The sequence below is a fragment of the Bradyrhizobium sp. NBAIM03 genome (assembly GCF_020194055.1).
In the GTDB taxonomy this organism is placed as follows: Bacteria; Pseudomonadota; Alphaproteobacteria; order Rhizobiales; family Xanthobacteraceae; genus Bradyrhizobium; species Bradyrhizobium yuanmingense.
In genome coordinates this window covers 125,248-148,240 of record NZ_JADYVS010000001.1, presented here as the reverse complement: position 1 = coordinate 148,240, position 22,993 = coordinate 125,248, and the positions used below count along the sequence as shown (strand labels likewise).

Genomic DNA, 22,993 nt, shown 5'->3' with positions numbered 1-22,993 from the left:
TGCAAAAAAATGCCGACGGGAGGACGCAAAAATGAAAGTTCAGGTCTGTATCATCGGCGGCGGGCCGTCCGGGCTGTTGCTGTCCCAGCTCCTGCACCTCAAGGGCATCGACACCATCGTGCTGGAGAAATACAGCCGCGACCACGTGCTGGCACGGATCCGCGCCGGCGTGCTCGAGCACGGCTTTGCGAAGCTGATGCGCGAAGCGCAATGCGGCGAGCGGATGGACCGCGAGGGCGAGATCCACAACGGGTTCGAGATCGCCCATGACGGCGTGCTCTCCCACATCGACCTGCACAAGCATTCCGGCGGCAATTCGGTCCTGGTCTACGGCCAGACCGAGTTGACGCGCGACCTCTACGAGGCACGCGACCGGATCGGCGGCAAGGTCGTGCACAATGCCGAGGACGTCACGCCGCACGATCTGACGTCGGATCGGCCCTATGTGACGTATCGCTCGAACGGGCAGACGCTCCGCGTCGATTGCGACTACATCGTCGGCGCCGACGGCTTCCATGGCGTCAGCCGCAAGTCGATCCCGAAGGACGTGCTGCGCGAATATGAGAAGGTCTATCCGTTCGGCTGGCTCGGCGTGCTGTCGCGCACGAAACCGGTATCACCCGAGCTGATCTACGTGAAGCACGAGCGCGGCTTTGCACTGTGCTCGCTGCGCTCGCAGGTGCTGAGCCGCTACTACATCCAGGTGCCTTTGACCGACAAGGTGGAGGACTGGAGCGACGACGCGTTCTGGGCCGAGCTGAAGCGCCGCCTGCCGGACGAGGTCGCCGGCCGTCTGATCACCGGCCCGTCGATCGAGAAGAGCATCGCGCCCTTGCGCAGCTTCGTCGCCGAGCCGATGAGCTATGGCCGCCTGTTCCTCGCCGGCGATGCCGCGCACATCGTGCCGCCGACCGGCGCGCGCGGATTGAACAGCGCGGCGTCCGACATCTACTATCTCTATCACGCGCTGCTCGCGCATTATCAGAGCGGCGACGATGCCGGTCTCAAGGGCTATTCCGCCAAGGCGCTTGCGCGAATCTGGAAGGCACAACGCTTCTCCTGGTGGATGACGATGATGCTGCACCGCTTCCCCGACCGGATCGAATATGAGGATCGTCTGCAGCAGACGGAGCTCGACTACCTGCTCTCGTCCGAGACGGCGCAGCGTCTGCTTGCGGAGAATTATACGGGGCTGCCGTTCTGAATTCTGAGGCGAGCGATGCGGACGTTCTCTTCCTTCTCCCCTTGTGGGAGAAGGTGGCGCGAAGCGCCGGATGAGGGGTCTCTCTCCGCGGGCTTATTGAGAGAAGCGCGCGCGGAGAGAGACCCCTCACCCGTCTCGCCGCTACGCGGCGAGCCACCCTCTCCCACAAGGGGAGAGGGCAAGTACGCCCGCGGTTGACGTCGCTACTTTCCTTCCAGCGTGTTCACCGGCGTCCACTCCGGCGGCGGCGGATTGGCAGTCAATGCATTTGCGCGTTTTGCGAACAGCGCGGACGCCGGATCAACTTCCGCCACTCCCTCGAACGCGTCGGCCGCCTTGGCAAACTCCCGTGCCCGCCAGCACGCCAGCCCTTCCGCATAGGCTGCGGCGACCTTGGCCTGCTCGGCGCTTTCCGCGCCGGTTTCCGCCAGCGGCTCGAACACCCTGATCGCCTCGCCGCGTCCCTGCACCCTGATCGCATCGAGCTCGCGCCAGGCGAAGCTATCGCCGGTCTGCGCCATCGTGGTTTCCGAGGCCATGATCGCGGTGCCGTAATATTTGTTGGCGCCTTCGAGCCGCGAGGCGACGTTCACGGTGTCGCTCATCACGGTGTAGTTGAAGCGGCGGCGCGAGCCGATGTTGCCGACCACGGCTTCGCCGCTGTTGAGCCCGATACGGTGCGACAGGCCGTGACCGGCGAAGGCGGGATGGCCTTCATTGAGCTCGGCCAGCGTCTCGTGGCACTTCAGCGCAGCACGCACCGCATTGCGCGCGTGGGCGGGATCGTCGGCCGGGGCGCCGAACATGGCGACGATGGAATCGCCGATATATTTGTCGACGTAACCGCCATGACCTTCGATGATGTCGGTCATGGCGGACAGATATTCGTTCATCAGCGTCACCAGCTCGACCGGCGTCATCGTCTCGGCGATCGACGAGAAACCGCTGAGGTCGGAGAAGAACATGGTGACGTTGCGCATCTCGCCGCCGAGCGCCGGCATCTTGCCGGAGGCGACCATGGTCTCGATCACCTCGGGCGCGAGGTAAAAGGCAAAGCTCTTGCGCAGGAAGCGCTCGTCGCGGTCGGCCAGCACGAAGCGATACCCGATCATGATCGCGAGCGCGGCAAGGCTGGCGAGCGCCGGCTCGGTCAGCGGCAGCGCCAAGGCATGGACGAATGCGCCGACGGCAGCGACCGCGTAGGCGATGGTGAGACCGAGCCAGGCGATCAGGGCGCCACTCGGCGCAAACACGCCGGCCGCGCAGGCGATGACGGCCGCGAACGCGATCGTGAGAAGGGTGCGCGAGGGAAAGCCGAGCTCGGTCACGGCATCGCGCTCGATCAGGTTTCGGACCGCAGCGGCGTGCACGAACACACCGGCGACGTCGCTGCGGGCCTTTTGCGCGGTGCCGGCAGCCGCGGGCGGGGCACATCGCGCCGACGGCGTTCCGTCATAGCCGCCGGACAAGCGCATCGAGGTGAGCTTGCGGTCCTCGAAGTTGAGGACGGTCCCGAGCAGCACGACCTTGCCCTCGAAGGCGCGCCGGAAGAAATCGCGGTCGCCTTTTTCGACGCAGGCGCGCAGATCGGCAAAGGAGAAGGTCGGAACGTCGCGGCTGAGGCCGCGGAAGTTGAGCGTCAGCGTGTTCGGTACAGTGCTCGGGATTGCGTAGCCGGACAGCCCAGCCGCGCCGGATGGCGCCATCTCGACCTTCGCGCCGAGCGCGCGGGCGGCGAGCTCGGCCGCCATTGTGGGCACCGGCTTGCCCTCGATCGAGAAGCTGAGCGGCATCCGCCGGATGACATCGTCGGCGTCGGTGTGGACATTGAGCGCGCGGACGTTGTTTCGCACCGCCAGCCGCTGCGCACGGTAGGGCATTTCCGGATGGTCGTTGCTCAGGATCTCGCCGAGCACGAGCTTGCCGTTGTCGGAGATCTGCCGCAGCGCGATCAGATAGTCCCGGTCAAATCCGCGCATCCGGGCGCCGAGCGGCGCGTCGCCAAAGGGAATCTCGGATTGCTCGATCGAGTTCTTGAAGATGACGTCGAAGCCTATCACCTTGGCGCCGCCGTCGCTGATACTGCCGAGCACCCGGCCGATCTCGCGCGTCCAGGTCTGCGTCGGCGATCCCTTGAAGGGCGGGGTCTCGTAGGTTTCGCCGTCGATCGCCACGACGACGACCGGCGACGTCGCGGGATCGCGGCGCTCGCCGACAACCTTCCCACGCAGTGCGGTGAGGATGTCGAGCGAGAGGCCTTGCAGTGTCTGCAGCGGCGGGGACGTGAAGATCGCGCCCGCAAGGAGCGCGATCAGGATTGCCGCAACGATGTCCCGTCCCCCGATCCGCCGCATCGCCCCGTCGCCAACTCCGCTTATTCGAGTCCGCCTATTCGAGCCGCAGCAGGCGGCCGATGATCGGGGTCGGCGAGGAGGTGGCGCTGGCGTCGATCTGGAAGGTGTAGCGTTTGGCACCGAGAATGGCGAGGTAGCTGCCGCCCGGGGTCAATGTCTTTCCGGCCTTGGCAAAATCATAGAACTTGCCGCCGACCATGGCATCGCGCTTGAGCGGGACGCTGATCGTGGGCTCCTTGCCGTCGGTGCGTTCGATCACCAGCGTGCTGCCGACTTTGGCCTGCACCAGTGGCGAGACGCCGTAGAGCGTCGGCAGCTTGGCGGGCCCGCCCTTGGCGTCCGAGCGCATGGTGCGGAAGGTCGTTGCGGCGCTCTGGTTCGCCTCGCGCTCGGACAGTTTTGCCGCATTGGTATCGCAGGGCACCTTTTCCCGCTTGACCTCGCCCAGCTGAACGGTGCTCTGCTCGGCGCCGACCAGGACGACACCTTCGCTGATGGTCTCGCGCTGGCAGGATTTCAGGTAGCTGAGCGTGATGCTCGCCTTTGGCCCGAGCTTGATGATCTTGCCTGGCGCCACGTAATCCATGAACGCGATGCCGTCGACCTTGCCCTGGACGTCCTCGACGATCGCGGCGGGAGTCTCCGCCCAAGCGGGGGCCGCAAGGCAGAATGCGCCGACACAGGCGCCGATCAGGCTTTTCATGGGAATTCTCATCCAATTCGACGATGCTCTGGTGCCCGTCCTGGTTCGATGCCTAGCAGCAGGGCGCCGGGGCAAGTGTGACCAGAATCACTCTCAGGTCTTGGTGCCACTTTAGCAGGAACAGGTTCAAACCGGCGACCGGAGAAAAATGGTGCCGCGGCAAGATGTTGGCGGATCGATCGGGTCAGGCGGTCGGGACGCGGGACGGCGCGCGTCTGACGAGCTCGCTGCTGCACGCTCTATATCGGGAGCGGGAGGGGCCGCGGCGACCGGCAAGGGACTTGTCCGCTGACCGCCGGCGATCTCGACCACCTCGTCCCAGCGCAACAGGAAAGCCTCGACGCAGCCAGGATCGAACTGTCGCCCGGCGTTCTCGACCAGGTAGCCGCGCGCGGCCTCGAGCGGCATTGGCTCCTTGTACGGCCGTCGCGTCGCGTCGAAGTCGTGGAAACGGCTGACGACGGCATCGAATTGTTTTGACGTCGCCGCCGCCGCGTGCGGCCGCAGAAATTTAACGGATTGATTTTGCAGGGCGTTAACCGTGGCGGAATGCTCGTCGTGTCGGTCATTGTCGCGCCTCAAGCTTCGTTGCAAATACACGTGGAAATTACGGGTGGATGTTTCCATGCTGAAAGAGGGCAAATACGCGGCGTGGTTCAGAACAGCGCACGCGCAAGGCACCGGCATCGTGCATCTGGCCCAGGGACGGATCTCGGGCAGCGACAGCTTCTTCAATTATGGCGGCTCCTATCAGTTCGACAACGACCGGCATTTCACGGCCGTCCTGACCACGCGGCGACATGCCGACGGGCCGCCGACCGTGTTCGGGCTGGACGAGGTCGAGGTCGAGCTCTCCGGCGTTTATAGCGGGGCGATGGCGACCTGTTCGGGAACGGCCCGCCAAGCGCCCGACGTGAGATTCGAAGCGACGCTGATCTACAGCCAGGAAGAGGCGCCGGCTCCTGACCCCCGGGGCGCGGTCGTGAAGCTCAAGGCCGACAAGCTGCCCAAGAGGCTCGACAGCCGTTCACGGCCGCGGCATCCGTTCACGACGGGCGCGCCCAAGTGACAGTGGATCGGCAACAAGCTGCGCCAGTCCACCCGGCTCACGTCTGCGCCGCGCTTAGCATTGCGTTGACGTTGTTGGCTCGAATTCGCGCTGCAGAAACTCCGCCTTCAGAAGCGAGAGCTATCTAGTCTGCGATAGATCAAGCGTGGTGGAAGAACATGCCTCAAATCTGGATGACATATGACGAGCTCGGCGCGCTTTGCGGCTGCGATGCTGTGGAGGCGAGGGACCGCGCGATCCATTTGTCGCTCGATCGTCGCAGGAGTCGCGACGGTGCCACGCGCGTCAAGCTCGATCTGGCGCTGACGGCCAAGTTCTTTGCATCCGTCCGCGAGGCGGATTTCGATCTCGACTGCGCCATTGAAGCGCTGCACGACACCCACCGGAAGATGGCCGAGCTCCTGGTTCCCTCCGAGCGTCACACGAGGCGCGGGGCGGCCTGAGCCGGCGCGTGATGCGCTTGCGATGGCTAATTCCCGCGAGCGTTGTCCCGAATCAGCATAAGCTCTGCGGTGGAATGTCCGGCAGTCCTCGGTGTTTTCATCGCGGGACCAACGAAATCCGCAGGAGGAAGTGCATGAGCAAAGCCGTGTGTCGACGGTCCGTGGCACTGTTGGGGGCATTGGCGCTGGTCGGAGGCGTCAGCGCGACGAGCGGAACGGCAGGTGCGGAGGTCGTTAAGCTGCGAGCGGAGCTCAAGGGAAGCAATGAAGTGCCGCCGAATAGCTCGACCGGGTCGGGCAAGGCGGAGGCGAGCTACAACACCGAAACGAAGGTCCTGACCTACCTCGTCACCTTTACCGGGTTGACGGGACCGGCGATAGGGGCGCATTTTCACGGCCCCGGCGAGGCCGGGAAGAATGCCGGCATCGCCCTGCCGTTCAAGACGGCGCAAAGCCCGATCGAAGGCAGTGCAACCCTCACCGAGGCGCAGGCGGCGGATCTGTTGGGCGGAAAATGGTACGCGAACATTCACACGGCCGCCAACCCAGGCGGTGAGTTACGCGGCCAGATGATGAAGTAAGGACCGGGTCGCCCGGTCGCTCCGCCGAGGCCATGCTCGCCGTTTCAGGCAGGTGGTCTGGGCAGGAACGCCAGGATCATCTGGGCGAGCATGACGCCCACGGTGCCGCCCGCCGCCTTCTGCAGCACGTCGAGAAAGCCTGGATCGCGATCGGGTATCAACGCTTGCATCAGCTCCAACCCCATGGCGACTGCGATGACGAGCGAGCAAGCCAGGCTAAACCGTCCCGGCAGCAGGAACGACAGCAGGAAGCCGAGCAGGCCATAGGCGCTGAAGCGCTCGATCACGACGATCCAATAGGCCTCGTGGTGACCCATGAGCGCAGGCCGGCCCGACAGCTTCGCCAGCGTGGCATAGGCGATCAGCGCCAGACAGATGCTTGCGGCTGCTATGAGGTGGTTCCTGCGCATGGCGCCAACATACAAGGTTGGTCGCCGCTCCGGTTCGAAAGCCGAAAACATCGTTAGAAAGTATCGTTAAAGCCTCTGGGGGCCGACCAGTCAGGCCACCAAAGCCTTAGCACCGGATGTCGCCGCATCCGGCTGCGCAGCCCGACGCGATTTGATGAGCTCATTGAATTTTGCGGCGGGCAGGGGCGGCGCAACCAGATAGCCTTGGCCTTCCTCGACGCCGGAGGCGAGCAATGCGCGGAGCTGCTCCTCGGTCTCGATGCCTTCGGCGACCACGCTCATATTGAGGTCCTTGGCAAGCGCCACCAGCATTTCCACGATCGTGGTCGTCGATGCGTCCACCGTGATCGTGTCCACGAAGAACTTGTCGATCTTGATCGTATCGGCGCCGAGGCCCTTCAGCCGCGACAGTCCGCTATGGCCGACGCCGACGTCGTCGATGGCGACGCGGAAGCCGCGGTCCCGCAGCTCGGCGACGACCGACGCGGCGCGGGCGAGATCGTCCAATTCGTCGCGCTCGGTGATCTCGACCACGATCTGGCGCGCGGAGACGCGTGCCGTCAGAACCGTGCGACGCAGTGTTTCGACGAAGCCGGCGCTCAGGAGGTGCTTGGGGACGACGTTCAGCGACAGCTTGAAATTCTTGTCGGCCCTGAGCAATGGCCTGAGCTCGGTGAGCGCCGATCCCAGGATCTGCCAGGTCATCGCCTGGATGCGTCCGCTGGATTCGGCGAGCGGAATGAAATTCATCGGCGGGACCACCGAGCCATCGCGGCGCAGCCAGCGCGCCAGAATCTCGCAGCCCTTGATCCGACCTGTCCGGAGGTCGAAGATCGGTTGGTAATATGGCATGAATTCGCCGGCTGTCAGCGCCCGGTCGAGATCGGCCACTGGCCCCTCCATGCGGCGGTTGCGTGCCAGCAGGATGCCGAAGATCGCGCCAAGTCCGAGCGCCACTGCAAGCGTTGGCCAATAGGCCTCGTTGTTCCAGCTCGACAGCACCGCGTCCTCGAGCCGGATCGTGGCATGAAGCGGGAGCCGAGCGGACGCTCGCTCGAAGCCGATCGGCGCCGGCACAGACTTGCCGGCCTCGGTCTGGAATTCGCCGAGCTTCTCGCCATTGCTCAAGGCGAGGATCACCTGGCTGTGCGCGCGCAGCTCGGCCGGCATGATGTCGAACAGGCTGGCATTGACACCGACAATGGCGACCAGGGCGGAGTTGCCATTGACGTCCCTGAGCACGCCCAGGGCGTCGCCGCCGAACTGCTCCACGCGAAACAGGGAAAGCGTCTTGTCGCGCGAAGGCAGCATGTCGCGGCGATCCACCCATCCGTTGTCGAATTCGAGCGTCTCGGAATAGGCCGAGCAGATCACCGAGCCGTCCGGCTTGACGAGGCGGACGTCTTTGATCGCCGAGCGCTGGTAGACATGCAGGCGGATGGCTTGCAGCGCCGCCGGCTCGCAGCTGGCGAAATTGCGCCGCGCGAGCTCGTCCAGGCTGCCCGCAGCGAAATCGACTGCAAGCTCCGATCGGCGCAGAACCACCTCGGTGAGCTCATTGAGCTGATGCGCCTGGTGCTGGCGAATGACGGCGCCAGCGGCGAAATGACCCGCCAAGGCGAACGCCATCGTGCTCGCAAGCACGAGTGCCACAAACGGGAGGTCTGGTCGCAGCACTCTCATCCGGCTCAGGCGAAAACAGGGCGGGGCGGAAATTCAAGCAAGGCGTGGAGATTGATCCTAGCCAGCGGGGGCTAAGATAGGGTTTAACGGAAAGACCGGCCCGAAGGGCCCCACCTGAGCAGTGCCCGGCCAATGGTCTGGCGGCTCGGGGTCAGAAACAAGCATGGAAAGTTGAGCAGTATGATCAGGACGTTAAGTCTCGTGATGGCGTTGACAATCGGGAGCTCTCTGGCCTCGGCGCAGGGGACCAAAGACACGCCATCGGGCACGCAATCCACCTCCGCGACGCGCAGTGGCACGGGCACGAATTCCGGATCCGACACGATGGGCGGCGCCTTCAAGGGAACGGGGACGCCCAGCTACGGAACCAGCCCAGGGATGGGGTCCCAGAAGAGGACGCAGAATTAAGTGTGGCGGCTGGCGGGGCACCGCCGGCAACCCGCTCAATCCACCTCACCGTCCAAGACGATGGCGGACCGGAACGACCCCGGGATAAGGGCGGCTGGCCCTATCGATGCGGGGCCGTTGGACTGCAGCGGCCGTACATGAAGCCGAGGCGAGCGCCGGCACTTCTAAGATCAGCTCTTCTTTGCCGGCTTCGACTTCAAGGAAAGACCAAGCCGCAACGCCATGCGCTTGATCGCATCGGGCGAGCGCCCGAGAGCTTTCGCTGCCTGCTCCAGCGAGGTTGAAGACTTGGCCAGCTCGATGAGCCGGCGATCTTCCTTGAACGACCAGGGCCTGCGCGCCATAACCGAAATGATCCTCTCGTCGACACAACGACAAAGCCGCCAAGCGGACCCATGTTCGCTCGACGGCTTTGCTTGGGTGGGGCCGGGCTTGGGGGAGCCCGGTGCGAGATGGATAAGCGATCGCCGAAAGTTCGCAACAAACAACGCGGGTTAAGCTAACCTCTCAACCTTACCGCGATGAAGTTGGTGCATGGCGCTCCGTAGAAGCACGGATGCTTCTTCAGCGGTCTCGTCCGAGAGGCCGCTCCATACGTTCGAGAACGTTTCGCAAGACCTATCGTGCAGATCGCAACTCTGCCCGATGACAGCGCATCCAGCCGCTTCGTTCGAGGCTGCTGCCGCCGTGAACACGGGTTAACATCGCCGGCTGGATATCGCCCCCGAACGATGCGAGATTTCGTCGTCCTCCGGGCTCGTGGTTCTCGCGACGGCCAAAATTCAAGCACCACGTTGCACAAACTTCATCTTCCTCTGACAAAACTTTCAGCGCCGATGATCTTGAAGTCGTCAGAACATCACGTTGAAATGTACCGGGAGGAGCGTTCCGATCATTGGGAACATTCCAAATGTTTGCAATTCTGGTTCTGATTTCGATTTTTGCAGCTGGCTTTTGCTGCGGCTACGGCGTGCGGGCATGGCGCTCGCGCAGGCGATCGGCACGATATCGTCTCTATGCGCCCTACACGCCGGCGGCGATGGGCGCCAAGCAGAGTGAGCATCCGTCGTAGGCGCACCGCCATGTGAGCGCACACTGATCCTGCCGTGCGGCCGGGTCGGATAACCATGCGCAGTTAGGTTAACGTGGTGCGGCGCTTGAGAGCTTTGGAAAGGCAACCTAGAACGTAGCAATTCATGGTGAGAGTTTAGCCGCCTGTATTGTCGCGGCTCGCATAGGTGGGCGTGAATGGCGTATTTGATTGCTTTGCTGGGCGCGACTTGCGTCCTCGTTTTGATCGCGTTTGTTCGTGGCTTTGAGCGGCGGCTGAAGGATCGTCCGGGGCCTTGGATCATGAACGAGGGCCCTGCGAATGACTGATCAAAGGCACAACGCGCCGCGCAGATACTTCGTCGATGCCCAAGGGCATCGCGTTCTGATCGGCCTGTCTCCGGAAGAGACGGCGGAGTTCGAAGCTCTGGATCTTGCATCGAACGAGACAGGGCAATTTACATCCGAGGTCCGCGTGCGAAAAGGAGCCGCTGCCGACGGCGAGATCCGCTGGCACGAGCTGTATTCCAAGCACGCGGGAGCTTGGCGGGCATGGATTGCACAAAGCCAGACCGCACGGGCGCCGGATTCAGGATTTGTTAACTACGTCTGACCGATGGTACCCGCCTGGATCTCGTATGTGGGATGGCCCGGATGTTTCAGCTGTTCCTGAGAGCGCGCGCACACAATCTTCTCGGCTCCCGCCGCGAGGACAAAACCTTCAAGGCCCGCTCGGCCGAGCGTGACGCGGAGACCGACCGCGGGCGGATCGGTGCCGTTTTGGCCGCGATCGAAACCGCCTTGCAGGAGGCGGAGAGGGAGCAGGCCGGGCTCAACCGGCGTGTCGACGATGCGCTTGCCCGTGCCTCCGTCACCTTCGGAAACGGCACCGACGAATATCTCGAGCGGGAGCCGCTCGACAATCATCATCAGGATCTCTTCGCGGCCGACATCTCGAACGGCCAGCGCCGGCTCAAGGAATTGGCGAGCAGCATCGCCCACTTGAAGTTCGTCAAGACGGCAATGCTCACGCGCTTTCCGGATTTCAAGCCGCCGCAGCTGAACAGCTAGGAGCGGTGATATTTCTGCGCGCTCTGCGGCCGTGCTTCGAGACGCGGCTCTGGAGCATGGTCCGAACAAGTGCGCAGTCACAATTCAGCGCGCTTTGCCGTTTGGCGCCTCGTTCCTTTTTGGTATGGTCCGGCAAGCATTCACCGAGTGAAGGAGCAACGACGTGCCGGTCAAGAATTTGCGGACATTGGTTGGGCTGGCATTCGCTTTGACATTGGCCGTGCCGGCGACGGCGTCGGCCATCACTGCCGAAGTGGCGCGGGCATGTGACGCCGCGGTGGCCAAGGCCTTTCCGCCCAGGCAGATCGGCAACCCCGCAGCGGGGAGTGCCAAGGGAACGGGCAAAGACCAGCGCGAGTACTTCCAGAAATGCGTCGCCAACAACGGCAAGGTCGACGACATGCCGGCGGATGCGCCAAAGGACAGCAAGCCGGCAAAATAGGAAACAAAGGCTGCGTTATCGCCGCGGCGGCGGGCAGGGCGAGTAGAACGCGCCGTTCGCCGCATTGATGCGCTCGACGCATTGGTTGGGATCGGTGATCGTCCCAGCGATGGTGAAGTCATAGCCCATGCCCCTGACCACCACGATGTAGCGGCCGGGCGCGAGCGTGAAGCCGTCTTGCTCCGGTTGCAGCAACAGCATTCTCGCCTGGTCGTCGATCGGACCTACCTTGTAGGGGTAGGACATGCTGCGGATGACCCAGGAATCGCCGGCGCTGACCATGGTGGCTTTCCCGCTGGCATCGACGCCCATCGCTCGCGAGACTTTTGCGATCACCCGAACTTCGGTCCCGCTGGCGTCGATACCCCCGTCGGGCCTGAACACGATGAATTTGACGTCGCCGTCCATCAACGTGGTCGCGCTCGGCGTGTTGATGGCGGCCGAGATCGCGACCCGCCGGTCCGGAATTTTTCCGGGAACCGGCTTCAGCTCGTGGAGCTGGCCCTCGCTCAAGGCGTAGACGCCGAACGTCGTCGGCAGGGGCATCGAGGGGTGCGCCGCCGGCGCCGGCTCCTTTGCGCCCTCCGGGGTTCGTTCAGCGGTCTCGCTGGCCGAGGGAGTCGGAATCGCGGCCGGCTGAGGCTCCGGGCTCTTGGCCGAACGTTCGGGCTGCGCCATCTGCGACGATGCCGTCAGTTGTGCCTTCAGCCGCGGCCAATACACGACCGCGGTGCCGGCGCCCGCAATGAGCAGGAGGATCGCGGTCAATCGAACGAGAGACTTGAAAGCGCCGCTCCGTTTGGGTTGGTCGGGCGATCCTGGCGGTGCGGCAGGACGCCGCGGCGTCTCGGCAGCCATCGGAATGGCTGATGACGCCGAGGCAGCGAGCGTCGGAATGGGCGGGGGGACGGGAACGTTCGCCGGTGGAGAATTCGCCACCGGGACCGAGGCATCCCTGGTCGGTGAAGACTGCTCGCTTCGCTCAAAGGCGCGTTCGACCTCCCGAATGGCGCGTTCGAGGACTTGCTGGAGCTCTCGCGCTTCCCGCGCATCGGCGTGGGTGAATTGTTCCAGAAGCTTGACGCGAGCCAGCTCGTAGACGACATCCCGCATCTGCCTGGGGTCGCCGGAGACTTCGCGGATCCGCTCTGACAACAGGCGGACGAGCCCGGCCTTGATCTCTTGCGCCTGCGAGGCGTTGGCTGCGGTGTCGCCGGTCTCGGTCATCAAGAGCGATCAACTAGCCCGGATAGTGCTGTTTCGCTAGGCTTTTTCACCCGGATCGCGTCGGTTGCGGTGAAACACGCTGATGCTCCGGCCGCAAAGGTCCTGCGCGGTCGTTTCGTAGCGCTTGCTTTTGGGCGGAAACCTGTGACATTTCGACCGGCTCCTTCCTCCGGTGTGTGACCATGCGCGGCATTTTGACAGCAATCATGTTTTTGGCCTTTCTGGTTCAGTCTGCTTCTGCACAAGGGACCAAGGATCAGGCCAACACGACTAGCTCCAGCATCGTGACGACGACCGACAAAAAGAAGCAGACCACCCAGGCTGCCTCGCGGCCTACGGCTGTCCGGAACGTGGGTAGCGGTTCTACCGGACAGGCGGCCCAAGGTGTCTGGAGGAATGGCAAGCTGATCGCGGTGCCTCGCTGAGGTCACCCGTACCGCGGTGAGGTCGCGCAACGAACCGTGATGCCGTCGTGAAGGAACGGTCTTCGCCTCCCTGACGTTCTTGCTCGGGAGATATCGCATGAAACGAATAGTCTTGATCACACTCGCCCTTGTGGTGCCTGCGGGCGCCTGGGCCCAGGGCGTCAGCGATCCGTCGACGCCCAACCGCAATGTGATCATCGTCAACCCGTCGCAGCCCGCGCGTCCCAACGCGACGCCGAATATCCCGAGCCGGATCGAGCCTCCCGTGACGACTTACGGGCGGGCCCGGCCCTATCACGGGAATACAACCCGGGGCAGCGGGTCGAGCCGCCGATACTAAAGCGTTTTCGGGCGAAGTAGATACCCCTTCGCGCGTCGTAGGCCTGCCTATTGCGGGTTGACTTCGACCTCCAGAGTCGACGTCCCGGGATCATGACGGTTCTTGCCCGAAATCAGCAGCGTGAACTTGTCGGCGCCTCGCGCTTCCCTTTCTGCCGAATAGCGAAAGCCAGACCCGACCACCGCCAATTGTCCCCGTGATGGCCCGCTCACGACGGACACGTTGAAGATCTGCATGTAAGACCAACGCAGTCCCTGAATGCAGTCGGCGCCAGGCGCGATCGACATCGTCCATTTCACCGTGTCTTGCGACAAAGCGAACGGTGTCCGCTCCTTGATGCAGACGGGGCTGGCGTGAGCCGTGAGGGCGGACATGGCATACGCCGCAACGGCAACACGCAACAACGATACCAGGCTTGCACGCATTCTCGGCAACTCCATCGACAGATGCCGAAGTCTAGCAGCGATGGTCTAACGAGGCCTTAGAACGACGCTATTGTCCTTGCGGCGCTCATCCGACGTTGATCGCAGATAGGTCGATCATCGCTCGGCCTCTCTCCGGATCATGCCATACTAGCCCTGTTTTGCCCGACGGATCAAGCCGGATTTCGGGAAATTCGTAACCCATTGATTCGGTTGGTGCCGGCTACTGTGCATGGGGTTGTTTTTCGCTTTTTGAAGGTACGGCCGCTGCTTTCCGAAAATGTTGCAATTGGCAGCCGTATCAGCTGAAGTTGCGGCTGCTGCTCGGCCCGCCATCGGAGTCATCGGAGTGCGACCCGTCCGCTGCAAGTCCCTGTCAGACCGCCGGAGACCGGCGCGTGCGCCAGTTCAGGCGGCCGTGGCGGCCGCTGTCGGATTGGCTCTTTACGCCTGCCCGCTCTCGTGCCGTGCGCAGACCGAGCCGGAGCCGTCCATCAACGACTATCTTCCGCCGAGCGAGCCGGAAGTCTCGCGCGACGAATGGCGGCAGCGCATCGAGGATGCGCGGCGCCGTGCCAAGGGGGTTGCGCGCGAGCGGCGCGAGCATCCGGAGCTCTACAAGCCGATTCCGGAAGATCCGGACCTCGTCGCGACCGAACGTCTGCTTCGCGACGACAGCCTGCAGCGAGGCGACATCGTCGCCACCAAGAAGGGCATGTTCGTCTACCAGGGGCGATCCGATCAGCCGCGCCGCGATCAGGACTTCGTGCCGGTCAATCCGAAATCGGTGCGCTGATTTAGTACCGCCGCAAGATCTCGTTGAATCTTGGATCGGTCACCTTCGTCGTCTCCAGCAGCAGCGACTTGCCTTGCGGAGTTGCCTGCACATAGGCCGCGATCAGCAGCGGCTCGTAGCGCGAGCGGTTGGCCAGCGCCGACCGGATGTCGGATTGCGCCAGCAGCTTGATCTCGTCGTCGGTTGCTGCGGCGCTCGAGGTCACGGTGCGGACGCGTGAGAAGGCAACGTCGATCGGCACCGACCCGGTCAGGTACGACATCTTCACCGCAGGCGTGACCGCCTCGCCGGCCTGGGCCTGTAGCGTGCCGAGCGTGAGCCAGAGCGCCGGCCTGATCGGCGAGACTTTCAAGGCTGCCACGACAGCGGCTTGGGCCGTCTTGTTCTCGCTGGCCCTTCCGCCTGCCTCGGCCGACGGACGATGCAGAACGTCGGCGGCCATTGCCGCCGCATGATTTGCCAGGAGGTCGCCATCCCACGAAAAGGATGCCAGGCTGCCTGCCGCCGCGAGCTTGGCCTTGTCCGGCGGAATCTCGCCCGAGAACAAGTCGCTGGCGCGAAAGTTCGGCCGTACGAGATCGCCATAGAACGTCATGCCGGCGTGGAGCGCCAGCGCGATCGCGGTCAAGATGCCAATGGCGCGAAGCGTGATCACCGAAGTTGCGGCCTGAGCTTTCAAATTGCGAGAAGACTATCGCCTTGGATCGTCAACAGGGTCAAGTTGCCGGTCGCATAAGCGCCGGTGTCGATGTTGATGCGATTCGACCGGATATCGGGCGCGCTGACCGGCGTATGGCCGTGCACGACATATTTGCCGAAGCGCTCCTCGGAGGCGAGGAATTCCTCGCGGATCCAGAGCAGGTCCTCATCCTTCTGGCGATCGAGCGGGACGCCCGGTTTGACGCCGGCATGGACGAAGAAGAAGTCGCCGCAGGTAAAGGACGAGGGCAATTGCTGGAGGAAGGCGAGATGCTCCGGCGGGAGCGCACGTCTCAGTCCCTCGATCAGTTCGACCTGCTGCTCCGCGGAAGGGTTCATCGTCGGCGTGACGCCATAGGAGACCAGCGTCAGCAGGCCGCCATAGTGGCGCCACTCCTGCAGGCGGGTCGGGTCCTTGAGCACCTCGAGCAGGAAGACCTCGTGATTGCCCTTCAGACAGACCGTCTCGTGCGACTTCGAGCGTTCGATCAGGAGATCAAGAACGGCGCGTGAGTCCGGGCCGCGGTCGACATAGTCACCGAGAAAGACCTGAATGGCGCGTTGCGGCGCCGAGCGGGCCAGATCGGCGTCGATCACGGTTAACAGCGATTGAAGCAAGTCGGCGCGGCCATGCACGTCGCCGATCGCATAGACGCGGACGCCGTCGGGAAGCCGCGGCTTGGTCTTCTTGCGAAAGCGGGAGGAAAGGCCCATCGGGTCGGTCGAATCGCATCCAGCGTCACGAGCGGAAGTCGTGACCGCTCTTAGCAGAACAAGTCACACATCGGTATTCTTAATTGTCCCTGACCGACGCGGCCGCATTTTGATTAAAGCCTCGCGTGGCCTTTGAGCCGTATTTCAAGAGGTCTCGCGTAGCGTCTCCCCAACAAGAACGGGGAGCGCGACATGCGCAAAGTTGTGAAGTTCCTGGCGGCCGTCGCCGCCATCGTCGTTGCTGCGGGGGTGCAGCAGAAAGCGGAAGCCGCCTTCGTCGGGGCGCCCCTGGGGCTGCGTGGTGCCATCCACTACATCAAGTTCGACCAGCCGACGCTGCCGCCGATGGCGTTCACGCTCTTCTGCCTGAAGTACAAGGACGAGTGCAGGCCGCGGCCGCAGCGGATCGTCTTCCGGGGCGGCCGCCTGAAGCTGACGGCCGAGCGCATGGCGCAAATGCAAGAGGTCAACCAGCGGGTCAACACCGCGATCCGTCCCGAGGCCAATCTGGAAGGGCTGCGCGGCGAGAAATGGCTGCTGCATCCGGCAAGCGGCGACTGCAACGACTATGCCGTGACAAAACGCCACGATCTGATCGCCAAGGGCTTTCCGGCGCGCTCGGTGCTGCTGAGCGAGGTCGTGACCAGCTGGGGCGAGCATCATCTCGTGGTCGTGGTGCGCACCTTCTCCGGCGATCTCGTGCTGGACAATCTCTCCGGCCACATCATGCCGTGGTCGAAGAAGCCCTATCGCTGGGTCCGCATTCAGTCGCCCAAGAATCCGAACTACTGGGCCTCGCTCGGCGACCGCGCGGTCTGATCACCCGCGCGCTATCGTGATCCGGATTGGCTGACGCTCTGCGATAGCCCCAGTCCCAAGATCACCGAAAGGCAAAGGATTGCTGCCGGGTGCAGCAATCCGGGACCGGCAAAGCTCTGAACCAGCGCAAACAGGACGCAGGCCGCGGCCGCCGCCGGAAAGAACGAGTCGCGTCCGCGCTGCAGGGCGCCGACGAACAGGCGGACCAAAGCGAGCAGGCTCACCGCGATCATGGCGACCAAGCCGACCCAACCCATCCCCGCGAACACCGATGTGGCCGCCGAGGGCGCCGTCAGGACGGCGCCGGCATCGCTCTGATAGATCCTGCCCACCGCAGGAAAAGTCCCGGCACCGGCGCCGAACCAGCGTGTATCGGCCAGCATGCGCTCGAGGGCGGCCTTGGTCTCGGTCCCCATCTCCGGAACGAGCCGTAGCAGGATCGGTCCGGAATTCTTTTCGAAGAGGAAGGTCAGCACGATCGCCGCGCCGATCAGGGCTGCCACCGACAACGCGCTCGCGGCCAATGGCGACAGATCCAGTCTGCGGATCACGAGGATCAGCAGGATCAGCACGACGCCAAAGGTCGCCGCGATGGCGCTGTTGGTCCCGGACAGCCCAAAGATCGCGGCGGCACTGACCAAGGCTCCGACCAGACCGCAAAGTCCGATCGCGACCGAGCGAACGATCGAATGATGCGTCTCCGCCCGTTCAGCGGCGAGCTGCATCACCGCCAGATTGAGCATGAGGCCGAGCCCGGCCAGGCTCGTCGTGAGGTCATGGGGGACGGATCCGGCAAGCGCCGGCGAGAGCCGATGCAGGTCCAACATCAAGGCGGAGATCGCGGTTACGCCGCTCAGCACGAACAGAACCAGCTCGGCACGGCCGCGGTTGCGGACCACCAGGATCGCGATGCCAAGCAATGAGATCGCGGCCAGCGCCAGCAGCAGCGCATTCACCGTCAAGCCGATATCGGCCGTGATCGGCCCGAGCGACAGGCCACCGATTACCTCGTGAGCGCTGGCCCAGATCGGATGCGCAAAGCGCAGCGGAAGCGGAGCGAGCTGGGCCGCGATGCACAGCGGAATGGCGAGCAGAATCCAGCGGCCCCAGGAGGTCGCACGAAGATAGTGCTCGTAGTCGGCCTTGCGCGAGCTCGAGGCCGCGGCCAGCAGGCCTAGCGCTGCGGCGATCGACCCCAGCTGCGCGCCCAATGAGGCGCCGGCGATTTCGAGAGCGGAAGCGGAAACGATGGAGACGATGAGGGCAAAATAAGCGAGGGACAAACGGCGCGCTCGAAGCGAATCCTGAAACGGTCAGGTCACCATACAAGCGGGCGGTGCGTTTTCAAACAGAGGCTTGTGTGATCAGCGCGTGGCCTTGACCGGCCGACCGAAGACGCGGGTGGCGCGTGCGGCGGCAAGGGCAAAGCGCGCCCCCGAGCCGAAGAGGTAACCGCCTTGGAGGGCGATGGCGGCGAACGCCGCAGCCTTCATGCCGTCAAGGAAGCCCAGGCTGGTCATCATGCTGACCGGCAGCATGGTGAGCGCCAGCGCAAATGTGACCGGCAGGAGCACGAACACGCGAAAGCGTTGGCCCAGCACGGCACCTGTGAGAAAGCTGAAAATCAAAAAGGCGGTCATCCGAAACACTCTCCGTGCTCCGGACCCTAGATTCCCCGCCTAAAAAGACCCTTAAGTTGTATGGCTAAATTTAGCCTATTGGCCGCAATTTGCCAGCAGCGAATGATAGGCCTCCCGCAGCCCGTTGAGCGCCACCATCCCCTTGATCTCGCTGTCGCCTTCCCTGACCACCACGGACAGCGAGGCCGTCGTCTGCCACTTTCCGGCAGCAAAGGCCGAGACCTCGTCGGGCAACAGCACGGCCGCTCCCGCGGCCGCCATGCTGCCTTCGAAGCTCAGGGTGCCGCCGCCGCTTACGGCAATGGTCACCTTGGGGCGGCTCCGGGGCGGGAAGGGCCGGATCAAGGCCACCAGCACATCGACCTTGCCCTTCGGGGCGCAGCGCACGATCAGGCCGGCGAAGTCCGGGTCCGATTGGGTGGTGTCGGCGGTCTTCATGATGGCCGCGAAGCTTTCGCCGTCCTTGGCCCCCTGGGTCCGGGTGAATTTCCAGACGGACGTGGACGCAGGGGCGGCGACGGCAACAACGGGTGCGCCGTGACAGGAGGCTGCGCTGCCAGGGCAGGAGGTGGCGGAACTCCAGGAGCGATCAGCCGCGCCAAGGAGGGAACCCGCCAATAACGGGATCAGAAGGAGGCCAGACAAGGGGGATTCCTGCTCTTAACGGGCCCAGCTTTAGCAGACGGCGGCGAGGCTAAGAAGCCTTGCGCTCGACACGCTGAGCCCTCGACTAGGGCGATTTGCGCTCGAAGCGGGCACACGAAATACAACAAATGGTCACAAAGGGTTAAACCAGGCCCCAAACAGTGGCCTGCACGCAACAGTGGCCAACGGATCGCTCCGTTAACCACCGGCAACACTTGTCGCACCACCCCCTAGGCCGTACCAATTTACGTCAATTGGGGACCCTCGGGCGCGATTCATGTCATCTATTGCCAAGACCTACGTGTTGATGCCTGCGTTGCTGGCGGCTGCTTTGGCGCTCGGGGCGTGTTCGACCAATCCGGGGTCGGGACCGCTGACGGACGACGTCAACAACAAGATCCAGACAGAAAACGCGCCGGCCTATGAGCTGGTGCCGCTCAATCCGGCGACCGTGAAGATCCTGCACACCCACGAGCCCAAGGGCCTCGCCGGTGTCTTCACCGACCGCCGCCCGCCTGCCAGCATCGTGTTCGGCATCGGCGACGTCGTTAGCGTCACCATCTTCGAAGCCGCGGCAGGCGGTCTGTTCATCCCGGCGGAAGCCGGTGTCCGCCCGGGTAACTATGTGACGATCCCGGATCAGTCGGTCGACAATGACGGCTTCATCACCGTGCCCTATGCCGGTCAGATCAAGGCCGCAGGCCTGACGGCCGTCCAAATCCAGCGCGCGATCGTCGAGAGGATCGGCAACCGCGCCATCGAGCCGCAAGCGGTCGTGGCGATGTCCTCGCAGCGCACCCAGCTGATCAGCGTGCTCGGCGAGGTCAATTCGCCCGCGCGTTATCCCGCGAGCGCGGCGGGCGCGAAGGATCGCGTGCTCGATGCGATCACCCGCGCCGGCGGCATCAAGGGCCAGGGCTTCGAGACCTGGGTCATGCTGGAGCGTGGCGGACGGCGGGCCACCGTGCCGTTCGAGAATCTCGTGATGGCGCCCGAGAACAACGTCTATGTGCGGCCCGACGACAGCATCTACGTCTATCGCGAGCAGCAGAAGTTCCTGGCGTTCGGCGCCAGCGGCCAGAGCGGCGAGTTCAACTTCGACGCTTGGCGCATCAATCTCGGCGAAGCGGTCGGCAAGGCTGGCGGTCTCCTGGACGGCCAGGCCGATCCGGCGGCCGTTTATCTCTATCGCCGCGAGCCGCGCGAGGTTGCGGCCCAACTCGGCATCGACGTGAGCAAGTACACCTCGGAGACGATCCCGGTCATCTTCAACGTGAACTTCCGCGATCCAGGCGGCTTCTTCCTCGCCACCAAGGTCATGATGAAGAACGGCGACATCATCTACGTCTCGAACTCGCGCAACGTCGAAGTTGCCAAGTTCCTGAACTACCTGCGTGTGATCATGGCGACCGGCAGCGATAGCATCAATCTCGCCAACGACGCCCTGATCTTCCGCAACAACATCAAGCTGGCGCCGTAAGACGCCGACTTGACCGACCAAATCGATGGCACCGGGGCTTTGTCCCGGTGCCATTTTCGTTTAGCAATCGAGGCGGTTCTGCTGCGCCGACAAGCCCGGGATCTGGATCAAGGCGCCACTCGGCACGGGCGCGTCGGTCATCGGTCACCCCGCGGCTTTGCAAGGGGCTTCATGCGCTTTCGAACATTTTGCCGTCTTCTGGCTCGCGTCCCGCTTACCTTCGCGCTTGCACCGGTCGGGCCGGTGCTCGGCGCTGCCGCAGAAATGGGCGTCCGCCATCGCATCGACGTGATGGTTTCCGCCGAGCCCGATGCTCCCGTCCTGTCGCGCCTCAAGGGCGCCAGGGGCGAGCTGTCCTTCACGGTTCGCCTCTCGGCGAACTCCAAGGAGAGCAAGTTCTTCGGGATGCTGCGCCCGTCCTTCCCTGACATCGTCGTGCCCGATGGCCCGGGCAAGCCACTGGTGCAGCAGACCAAGCTGTGGGAGGAGGATGTCTGCCATCAGCGCCGCGGCCTGCCGAAGGTTACCGTGACCCAACTCGGCGGGCATTTTGCGCAAGGGGAGGGGCGGATCGAGATATCCGCCATCAACCGGCACATCGGCGTTCTGGTCCCGCCCGACGAATTAACCCCCGGAATAAAACTCGATCAGGGGAGTGATAGTTTTGGATTATTCTATGCGTTCCGCGCGCAGAGCCGGAACAGCCGCCTCAACGTGGATCTGAAGATCTATCCGATCGATTGCTTCCTCTAAGCCCAAGAGCAAAGCTCGCAAGACATAACGATGCGCCTTCGGCTTCCCAAGATTCGCTGGTCATGGAGCCTGCCCGCTGCCTTCATCCTGTTCTTCGTGGCCGCCGGCGCGCCGTTTCCGTTCGGCTCGACCAATGATCTTTCGATCGCGTTCTGGTGCCTGTGTCTCGGCATCGCGGTCATTTTCGCGCCGACGCGCGATCTGCGCAGGCCGCATCTTTGGCTGCTTGCGGGCATCGGCGTGATCGTTGCCGCCTATGCCTTCGTGCTGCACGAGCAGCTTTCCGATCATCCCTTCCTCGCGCCGTTCCAGCCGATCTGGAAGCAGGCCTCGGATCTGCTCGGCGTGCCGATCGCTCCCTCGGCGTCGATCGTCAAGAACGAGGCGTTCTTCGCGCTCGGCGCGCCGCTTGCCAACATCCTCGCCATCGTGCTCGGCATCACGATCGGCGCCGATCGGATGCGCGCGCGCCGCCTGCTCTGGGTGATTGCGATATCGGGCGCGGCTTATGCCCTTTACGGCGTGCTCTCGTTCCTGATCGAGCCCACCATGATCCTGTGGCGGGACAAGACGGCCTATCTCGGCAGCGTCACCGGCACCTTCATCAACCGCAACACGGCGGCGGCCTATTTCGGCTCCTGCGCGGTGATCTGGATGCTGCTGATCCTGGAAGACGTCCGCCGCCGCCTGCCGGAGCGGCACATCGAATGGCGGCGCCTGTCGCTCGACCTGCGCGCGATCCCGCCGAGAGAGATCCTGCCGCAGCTTAGCTGCCTGTTGATCTGCCTGATGGCGATGTTCATGACGACCTCGCGCGCCGGCGTCGGCCTGTCGCTGCTGGCGATGATCGTCGCCTTCACGCTCTTCCTCAGGAAGGACCTGCCGCCGCGCACCGGCATCTGGATCTCGCTCGGCGCAGGGCTCGCCGTCGCGCTCGGCCTGTTGCAGCTGCTCGGCGGCCGCGTCTCCAGCCGCTTCGACAGCCAGGGCTTGGTCGACGAGGGCCGCATCGAGGCCTGGAAATCAACGCTGCGGATCATCGCCGACAACCCGTGGTTCGGCACCGGCATGGGCACCTTCCAATGGGCCTTCCCGCCCTACCGCAGCCCCAACATCTCGATTCGCGGCGTTTGGGATGCGGCGCATTCGACGCCGCTGGAGCTTGCCTCCGAGGTGGGCATCCCGATGGCGCTGCTGGTGGCGCTCGGCTGGGCGATCATGCTGCTGGTGCTGGCGAGGGGCGCATTCGGACGGCGGCGCGACGTCATCGTCCCGCTTTCCGCCGCGGCGACCGCGACGCTGTCGCTGCTGCATTCCTGCCTGGACTTCACGCTGCAGGTGCCCGGCTACAGCATTCCGTTCTTTGCACTTTTCGGCGCAGGCCTGGCGCAGTCCTTCTCCAGCCGGGAAGCTCGCCCCGCGACGGATGCCGTCGCCACCGCACCGCGAGGCGAGGGCCGCTCGGCAACCGCAGCAACAGCCCCGCGCGGCCAAGGCGAGCTTCACAAAACTGTCTAGATTTGAAGCGGTTGCGCCGTTTACGAAGTTTTTAGTATAAATGGACAGCCCTTCTTTCTTTCGCTAGGTTCTTGCACTGCACAGCCATTTTGCCCGG

General features: G+C 63.8%; 26 protein-coding genes and 1 pseudogene. 14 read left to right on the top strand and 13 right to left on the bottom strand.

Going from position 1 to position 22,993, the window contains the following annotated elements:
* The first annotated feature begins 31 nt into the window (after positions 1-31).
* Positions 32-1,204 carry a 4-hydroxybenzoate 3-monooxygenase gene (gene pobA / locus I6F21_RS00630; RefSeq protein ID WP_036011339.1) on the top strand — a complete coding sequence of 391 codons (1,173 nt, stop codon included), beginning with the start codon at positions 32-34 and terminating at the stop codon, positions 1,202-1,204.
* Between the two features lie 203 nt (positions 1,205-1,407).
* Here pobA and I6F21_RS00625 read toward each other — a convergent pair whose 3' ends face one another.
* The 3 genes and pseudogenes from I6F21_RS00625 to I6F21_RS00615 form a co-directional block, all read right to left on the bottom strand.
* Positions 1,408-3,558 carry an adenylate/guanylate cyclase domain-containing protein gene (locus I6F21_RS00625; RefSeq protein ID WP_225139040.1) on the bottom strand — a complete coding sequence of 717 codons (2,151 nt, stop codon included), beginning with the start codon at positions 3,556-3,558 and terminating at the stop codon, positions 1,408-1,410.
* Between the two features lie 34 nt (positions 3,559-3,592).
* Positions 3,593-4,261: a hypothetical protein gene (locus I6F21_RS00620; RefSeq protein ID WP_036026585.1), complete on the bottom strand. Its 669-nt coding sequence runs from the start codon at positions 4,259-4,261 to the stop codon at positions 3,593-3,595.
* A 126-nt stretch (positions 4,262-4,387) separates the two neighbouring features.
* A pseudogene (locus tag I6F21_RS00615) lies at positions 4,388-4,693 on the bottom strand (hypothetical protein); the annotation flags it as partial.
* Between the two features lie 193 nt (positions 4,694-4,886).
* On the opposite strand from I6F21_RS00615, the gene I6F21_RS00610 reads away from it, so the two are divergent.
* The 3 genes from I6F21_RS00610 to I6F21_RS00600 all read left to right on the top strand — a co-directional run bounded on the left by I6F21_RS00610 (position 4,887) and on the right by I6F21_RS00600 (position 6,354).
* Positions 4,887-5,330 (top strand): hypothetical protein, encoded by a 444-nt coding sequence (locus I6F21_RS00610; RefSeq protein WP_036011297.1) that lies wholly within the window; start codon positions 4,887-4,889, stop codon positions 5,328-5,330.
* Between the two features lie 158 nt (positions 5,331-5,488).
* Positions 5,489-5,773, top strand: a complete 285-nt coding sequence (locus I6F21_RS00605; RefSeq protein ID WP_036011293.1) for a hypothetical protein — start codon at positions 5,489-5,491, stop codon at positions 5,771-5,773.
* A 134-nt stretch (positions 5,774-5,907) separates the two neighbouring features.
* A complete protein-coding gene (locus I6F21_RS00600; RefSeq protein WP_036026578.1) occupies positions 5,908-6,354 on the top strand; it encodes a CHRD domain-containing protein in 447 nt (148 codons plus the stop codon).
* A 44-nt stretch (positions 6,355-6,398) separates the two neighbouring features.
* On the opposite strand, the gene I6F21_RS00595 is transcribed toward I6F21_RS00600, so the two are convergent.
* From I6F21_RS00595 to I6F21_RS00585, 3 genes are all read right to left on the bottom strand, one after another.
* Positions 6,399-6,764: an antibiotic resistance protein VanZ gene (locus tag I6F21_RS00595; protein ID WP_036011287.1), complete on the bottom strand. Its 366-nt coding sequence runs from the start codon at positions 6,762-6,764 to the stop codon at positions 6,399-6,401.
* Between the two features lie 90 nt (positions 6,765-6,854).
* Complete coding sequence (locus tag I6F21_RS00590; RefSeq protein WP_225139039.1) at positions 6,855-8,393, bottom strand: EAL domain-containing protein; 1,539 nt, start codon at positions 8,391-8,393, stop codon at positions 6,855-6,857.
* A 632-nt stretch (positions 8,394-9,025) separates the two neighbouring features.
* On the bottom strand, positions 9,026-9,199 hold the full coding sequence (locus tag I6F21_RS00585) for a hypothetical protein (RefSeq protein WP_167361675.1): 174 nt from the start codon (positions 9,197-9,199) through the stop codon (positions 9,026-9,028).
* Between the two features lie 1,028 nt (positions 9,200-10,227).
* Here I6F21_RS00585 and I6F21_RS00580 point away from each other — a divergent pair.
* The 3 genes from I6F21_RS00580 (at position 10,228) to I6F21_RS00570 (ending at position 11,418) form a co-directional block, all read left to right on the top strand.
* Complete coding sequence (locus tag I6F21_RS00580) at positions 10,228-10,518, top strand: hypothetical protein (RefSeq protein WP_036011277.1); 291 nt, start codon at positions 10,228-10,230, stop codon at positions 10,516-10,518.
* Positions 10,519-10,559: 41 nt separating this feature from the next.
* Positions 10,560-10,976 carry a hypothetical protein gene (locus tag I6F21_RS00575; RefSeq protein ID WP_036011274.1) on the top strand — a complete coding sequence of 139 codons (417 nt, stop codon included), beginning with the start codon at positions 10,560-10,562 and terminating at the stop codon, positions 10,974-10,976.
* 163 nt (positions 10,977-11,139) lie between these two features.
* A complete protein-coding gene (locus I6F21_RS00570; protein ID WP_225112340.1) occupies positions 11,140-11,418 on the top strand; it encodes a hypothetical protein in 279 nt (92 codons plus the stop codon).
* Positions 11,419-11,433: 15 nt separating this feature from the next.
* On the opposite strand, the gene I6F21_RS00565 is transcribed toward I6F21_RS00570, so the two are convergent.
* Complete coding sequence (locus tag I6F21_RS00565) at positions 11,434-12,645, bottom strand: hypothetical protein (RefSeq protein WP_225139038.1); 1,212 nt, start codon at positions 12,643-12,645, stop codon at positions 11,434-11,436.
* 182 nt (positions 12,646-12,827) lie between these two features.
* On the opposite strand from I6F21_RS00565, the gene I6F21_RS00560 reads away from it, so the two are divergent.
* Complete coding sequence (locus tag I6F21_RS00560; RefSeq protein ID WP_036035522.1) at positions 12,828-13,070, top strand: hypothetical protein; 243 nt, start codon at positions 12,828-12,830, stop codon at positions 13,068-13,070.
* Positions 13,071-13,167: 97 nt separating this feature from the next.
* Entirely contained in the window at positions 13,168-13,410 is a 243-nt protein-coding gene (locus I6F21_RS00555; RefSeq protein WP_128262894.1) for a hypothetical protein, read from the top strand.
* A gap of 47 nt (positions 13,411-13,457) precedes the next feature.
* Here the strand turns inward: I6F21_RS00555 and I6F21_RS00550 are convergent, their stop codons facing one another.
* Complete coding sequence (locus I6F21_RS00550; RefSeq protein WP_057026473.1) at positions 13,458-13,835, bottom strand: hypothetical protein; 378 nt, start codon at positions 13,833-13,835, stop codon at positions 13,458-13,460.
* 415 nt (positions 13,836-14,250) lie between these two features.
* On the opposite strand from I6F21_RS00550, the gene I6F21_RS00545 reads away from it, so the two are divergent.
* Positions 14,251-14,628: a hypothetical protein gene (locus tag I6F21_RS00545; protein ID WP_225139037.1), complete on the top strand. Its 378-nt coding sequence runs from the start codon at positions 14,251-14,253 to the stop codon at positions 14,626-14,628.
* A gap of 1 nt (position 14,629) precedes the next feature.
* Here I6F21_RS00545 and I6F21_RS00540 read toward each other — a convergent pair whose 3' ends face one another.
* Positions 14,630-15,283, bottom strand: coding sequence for a hypothetical protein (locus I6F21_RS00540; RefSeq protein WP_225139036.1), 654 nt, complete (start codon positions 15,281-15,283; stop codon positions 14,630-14,632).
* 20 nt (positions 15,284-15,303) lie between these two features.
* Positions 15,304-16,041, bottom strand: coding sequence for a metallophosphoesterase family protein (locus tag I6F21_RS00535; RefSeq protein ID WP_057026183.1), 738 nt, complete (start codon positions 16,039-16,041; stop codon positions 15,304-15,306).
* Positions 16,042-16,233: 192 nt separating this feature from the next.
* On the opposite strand from I6F21_RS00535, the gene I6F21_RS00530 reads away from it, so the two are divergent.
* The gene (locus I6F21_RS00530; RefSeq protein WP_057026184.1) at positions 16,234-16,860 is read left to right on the top strand and encodes a transglutaminase-like cysteine peptidase; all 627 of its coding nucleotides are present in this window, start codon (positions 16,234-16,236) and stop codon (positions 16,858-16,860) included.
* An 11-nt stretch (positions 16,861-16,871) separates the two neighbouring features.
* Here I6F21_RS00530 and I6F21_RS00525 read toward each other — a convergent pair whose 3' ends face one another.
* The 3 genes from I6F21_RS00525 to I6F21_RS00515 form a co-directional block, all read right to left on the bottom strand.
* Positions 16,872-18,143, bottom strand: coding sequence for a hypothetical protein (locus I6F21_RS00525; RefSeq protein ID WP_225139035.1), 1,272 nt, complete (start codon positions 18,141-18,143; stop codon positions 16,872-16,874).
* Between the two features lie 81 nt (positions 18,144-18,224).
* On the bottom strand, positions 18,225-18,500 hold the full coding sequence (locus I6F21_RS00520; RefSeq protein WP_225139034.1) for a hypothetical protein: 276 nt from the start codon (positions 18,498-18,500) through the stop codon (positions 18,225-18,227).
* Positions 18,501-18,575: 75 nt separating this feature from the next.
* Positions 18,576-18,938, bottom strand: a complete 363-nt coding sequence (locus I6F21_RS00515) for a hypothetical protein (protein WP_225139033.1) — start codon at positions 18,936-18,938, stop codon at positions 18,576-18,578.
* Between the two features lie 484 nt (positions 18,939-19,422).
* Between I6F21_RS00515 and I6F21_RS00510 the strand changes: the two genes are divergently transcribed.
* The 3 genes from I6F21_RS00510 to I6F21_RS00500 are packed head-to-tail and all read left to right on the top strand — an operon-like array spanning position 19,423 to position 22,896.
* Positions 19,423-20,625: a polysaccharide biosynthesis/export family protein gene (locus I6F21_RS00510; RefSeq protein WP_036035489.1), complete on the top strand. Its 1,203-nt coding sequence runs from the start codon at positions 19,423-19,425 to the stop codon at positions 20,623-20,625.
* A gap of 9 nt (positions 20,626-20,634) precedes the next feature.
* The gene (locus tag I6F21_RS00505; protein ID WP_225139032.1) at positions 20,635-21,378 is read left to right on the top strand and encodes a hypothetical protein; all 744 of its coding nucleotides are present in this window, start codon (positions 20,635-20,637) and stop codon (positions 21,376-21,378) included.
* Positions 21,379-21,408: 30 nt separating this feature from the next.
* On the top strand, positions 21,409-22,896 hold the full coding sequence (locus I6F21_RS00500; protein WP_225139031.1) for an O-antigen ligase family protein: 1,488 nt from the start codon (positions 21,409-21,411) through the stop codon (positions 22,894-22,896).
* Positions 22,897-22,993 lie beyond the last annotated feature (97 nt).

Coding starts and splice junctions, on each gene's coding strand:
- I6F21_RS00595 (WP_036011287.1), bottom strand. CDS start 6,764: ATGCGCAGGAACCACCTCATAGCAGCCGCAAGCATCTGTCTGGCGCTG.
- I6F21_RS00555 (WP_128262894.1), top strand. CDS start 13,168: ATGAAACGAATAGTCTTGATCACACTCGCCCTTGTGGTGCCTGCGGGC.
- I6F21_RS00560 (WP_036035522.1), top strand. CDS start 12,828: ATGCGCGGCATTTTGACAGCAATCATGTTTTTGGCCTTTCTGGTTCAG.
- pobA (WP_036011339.1), top strand. CDS start 32: ATGAAAGTTCAGGTCTGTATCATCGGCGGCGGGCCGTCCGGGCTGTTG.
- I6F21_RS00530 (WP_057026184.1), top strand. CDS start 16,234: ATGCGCAAAGTTGTGAAGTTCCTGGCGGCCGTCGCCGCCATCGTCGTT.
- I6F21_RS00575 (WP_036011274.1), top strand. CDS start 10,560: ATGTTTCAGCTGTTCCTGAGAGCGCGCGCACACAATCTTCTCGGCTCC.
- I6F21_RS00565 (WP_225139038.1), bottom strand. CDS start 12,645: ATGACCGAGACCGGCGACACCGCAGCCAACGCCTCGCAGGCGCAAGAG.
- I6F21_RS00535 (WP_057026183.1), bottom strand. CDS start 16,041: ATGGGCCTTTCCTCCCGCTTTCGCAAGAAGACCAAGCCGCGGCTTCCC.
- I6F21_RS00580 (WP_036011277.1), top strand. CDS start 10,228: ATGACTGATCAAAGGCACAACGCGCCGCGCAGATACTTCGTCGATGCC.
- I6F21_RS00610 (WP_036011297.1), top strand. CDS start 4,887: ATGCTGAAAGAGGGCAAATACGCGGCGTGGTTCAGAACAGCGCACGCG.
- I6F21_RS00500 (WP_225139031.1), top strand. CDS start 21,409: ATGCGCCTTCGGCTTCCCAAGATTCGCTGGTCATGGAGCCTGCCCGCT.
- I6F21_RS00605 (WP_036011293.1), top strand. CDS start 5,489: ATGCCTCAAATCTGGATGACATATGACGAGCTCGGCGCGCTTTGCGGC.
- I6F21_RS00600 (WP_036026578.1), top strand. CDS start 5,908: ATGAGCAAAGCCGTGTGTCGACGGTCCGTGGCACTGTTGGGGGCATTG.
- I6F21_RS00625 (WP_225139040.1), bottom strand. CDS start 3,558: ATGCGGCGGATCGGGGGACGGGACATCGTTGCGGCAATCCTGATCGCG.
- I6F21_RS00550 (WP_057026473.1), bottom strand. CDS start 13,835: ATGCGTGCAAGCCTGGTATCGTTGTTGCGTGTTGCCGTTGCGGCGTAT.
- I6F21_RS00520 (WP_225139034.1), bottom strand. CDS start 18,500: ATGACCGCCTTTTTGATTTTCAGCTTTCTCACAGGTGCCGTGCTGGGC.
- I6F21_RS00515 (WP_225139033.1), bottom strand. CDS start 18,938: ATGAAGACCGCCGACACCACCCAATCGGACCCGGACTTCGCCGGCCTG.
- I6F21_RS00620 (WP_036026585.1), bottom strand. CDS start 4,261: ATGAAAAGCCTGATCGGCGCCTGTGTCGGCGCATTCTGCCTTGCGGCC.
- I6F21_RS00585 (WP_167361675.1), bottom strand. CDS start 9,199: ATGGCGCGCAGGCCCTGGTCGTTCAAGGAAGATCGCCGGCTCATCGAG.
- I6F21_RS00510 (WP_036035489.1), top strand. CDS start 19,423: ATGTCATCTATTGCCAAGACCTACGTGTTGATGCCTGCGTTGCTGGCG.
- I6F21_RS00590 (WP_225139039.1), bottom strand. CDS start 8,393: ATGGCGTTCGCCTTGGCGGGTCATTTCGCCGCTGGCGCCGTCATTCGC.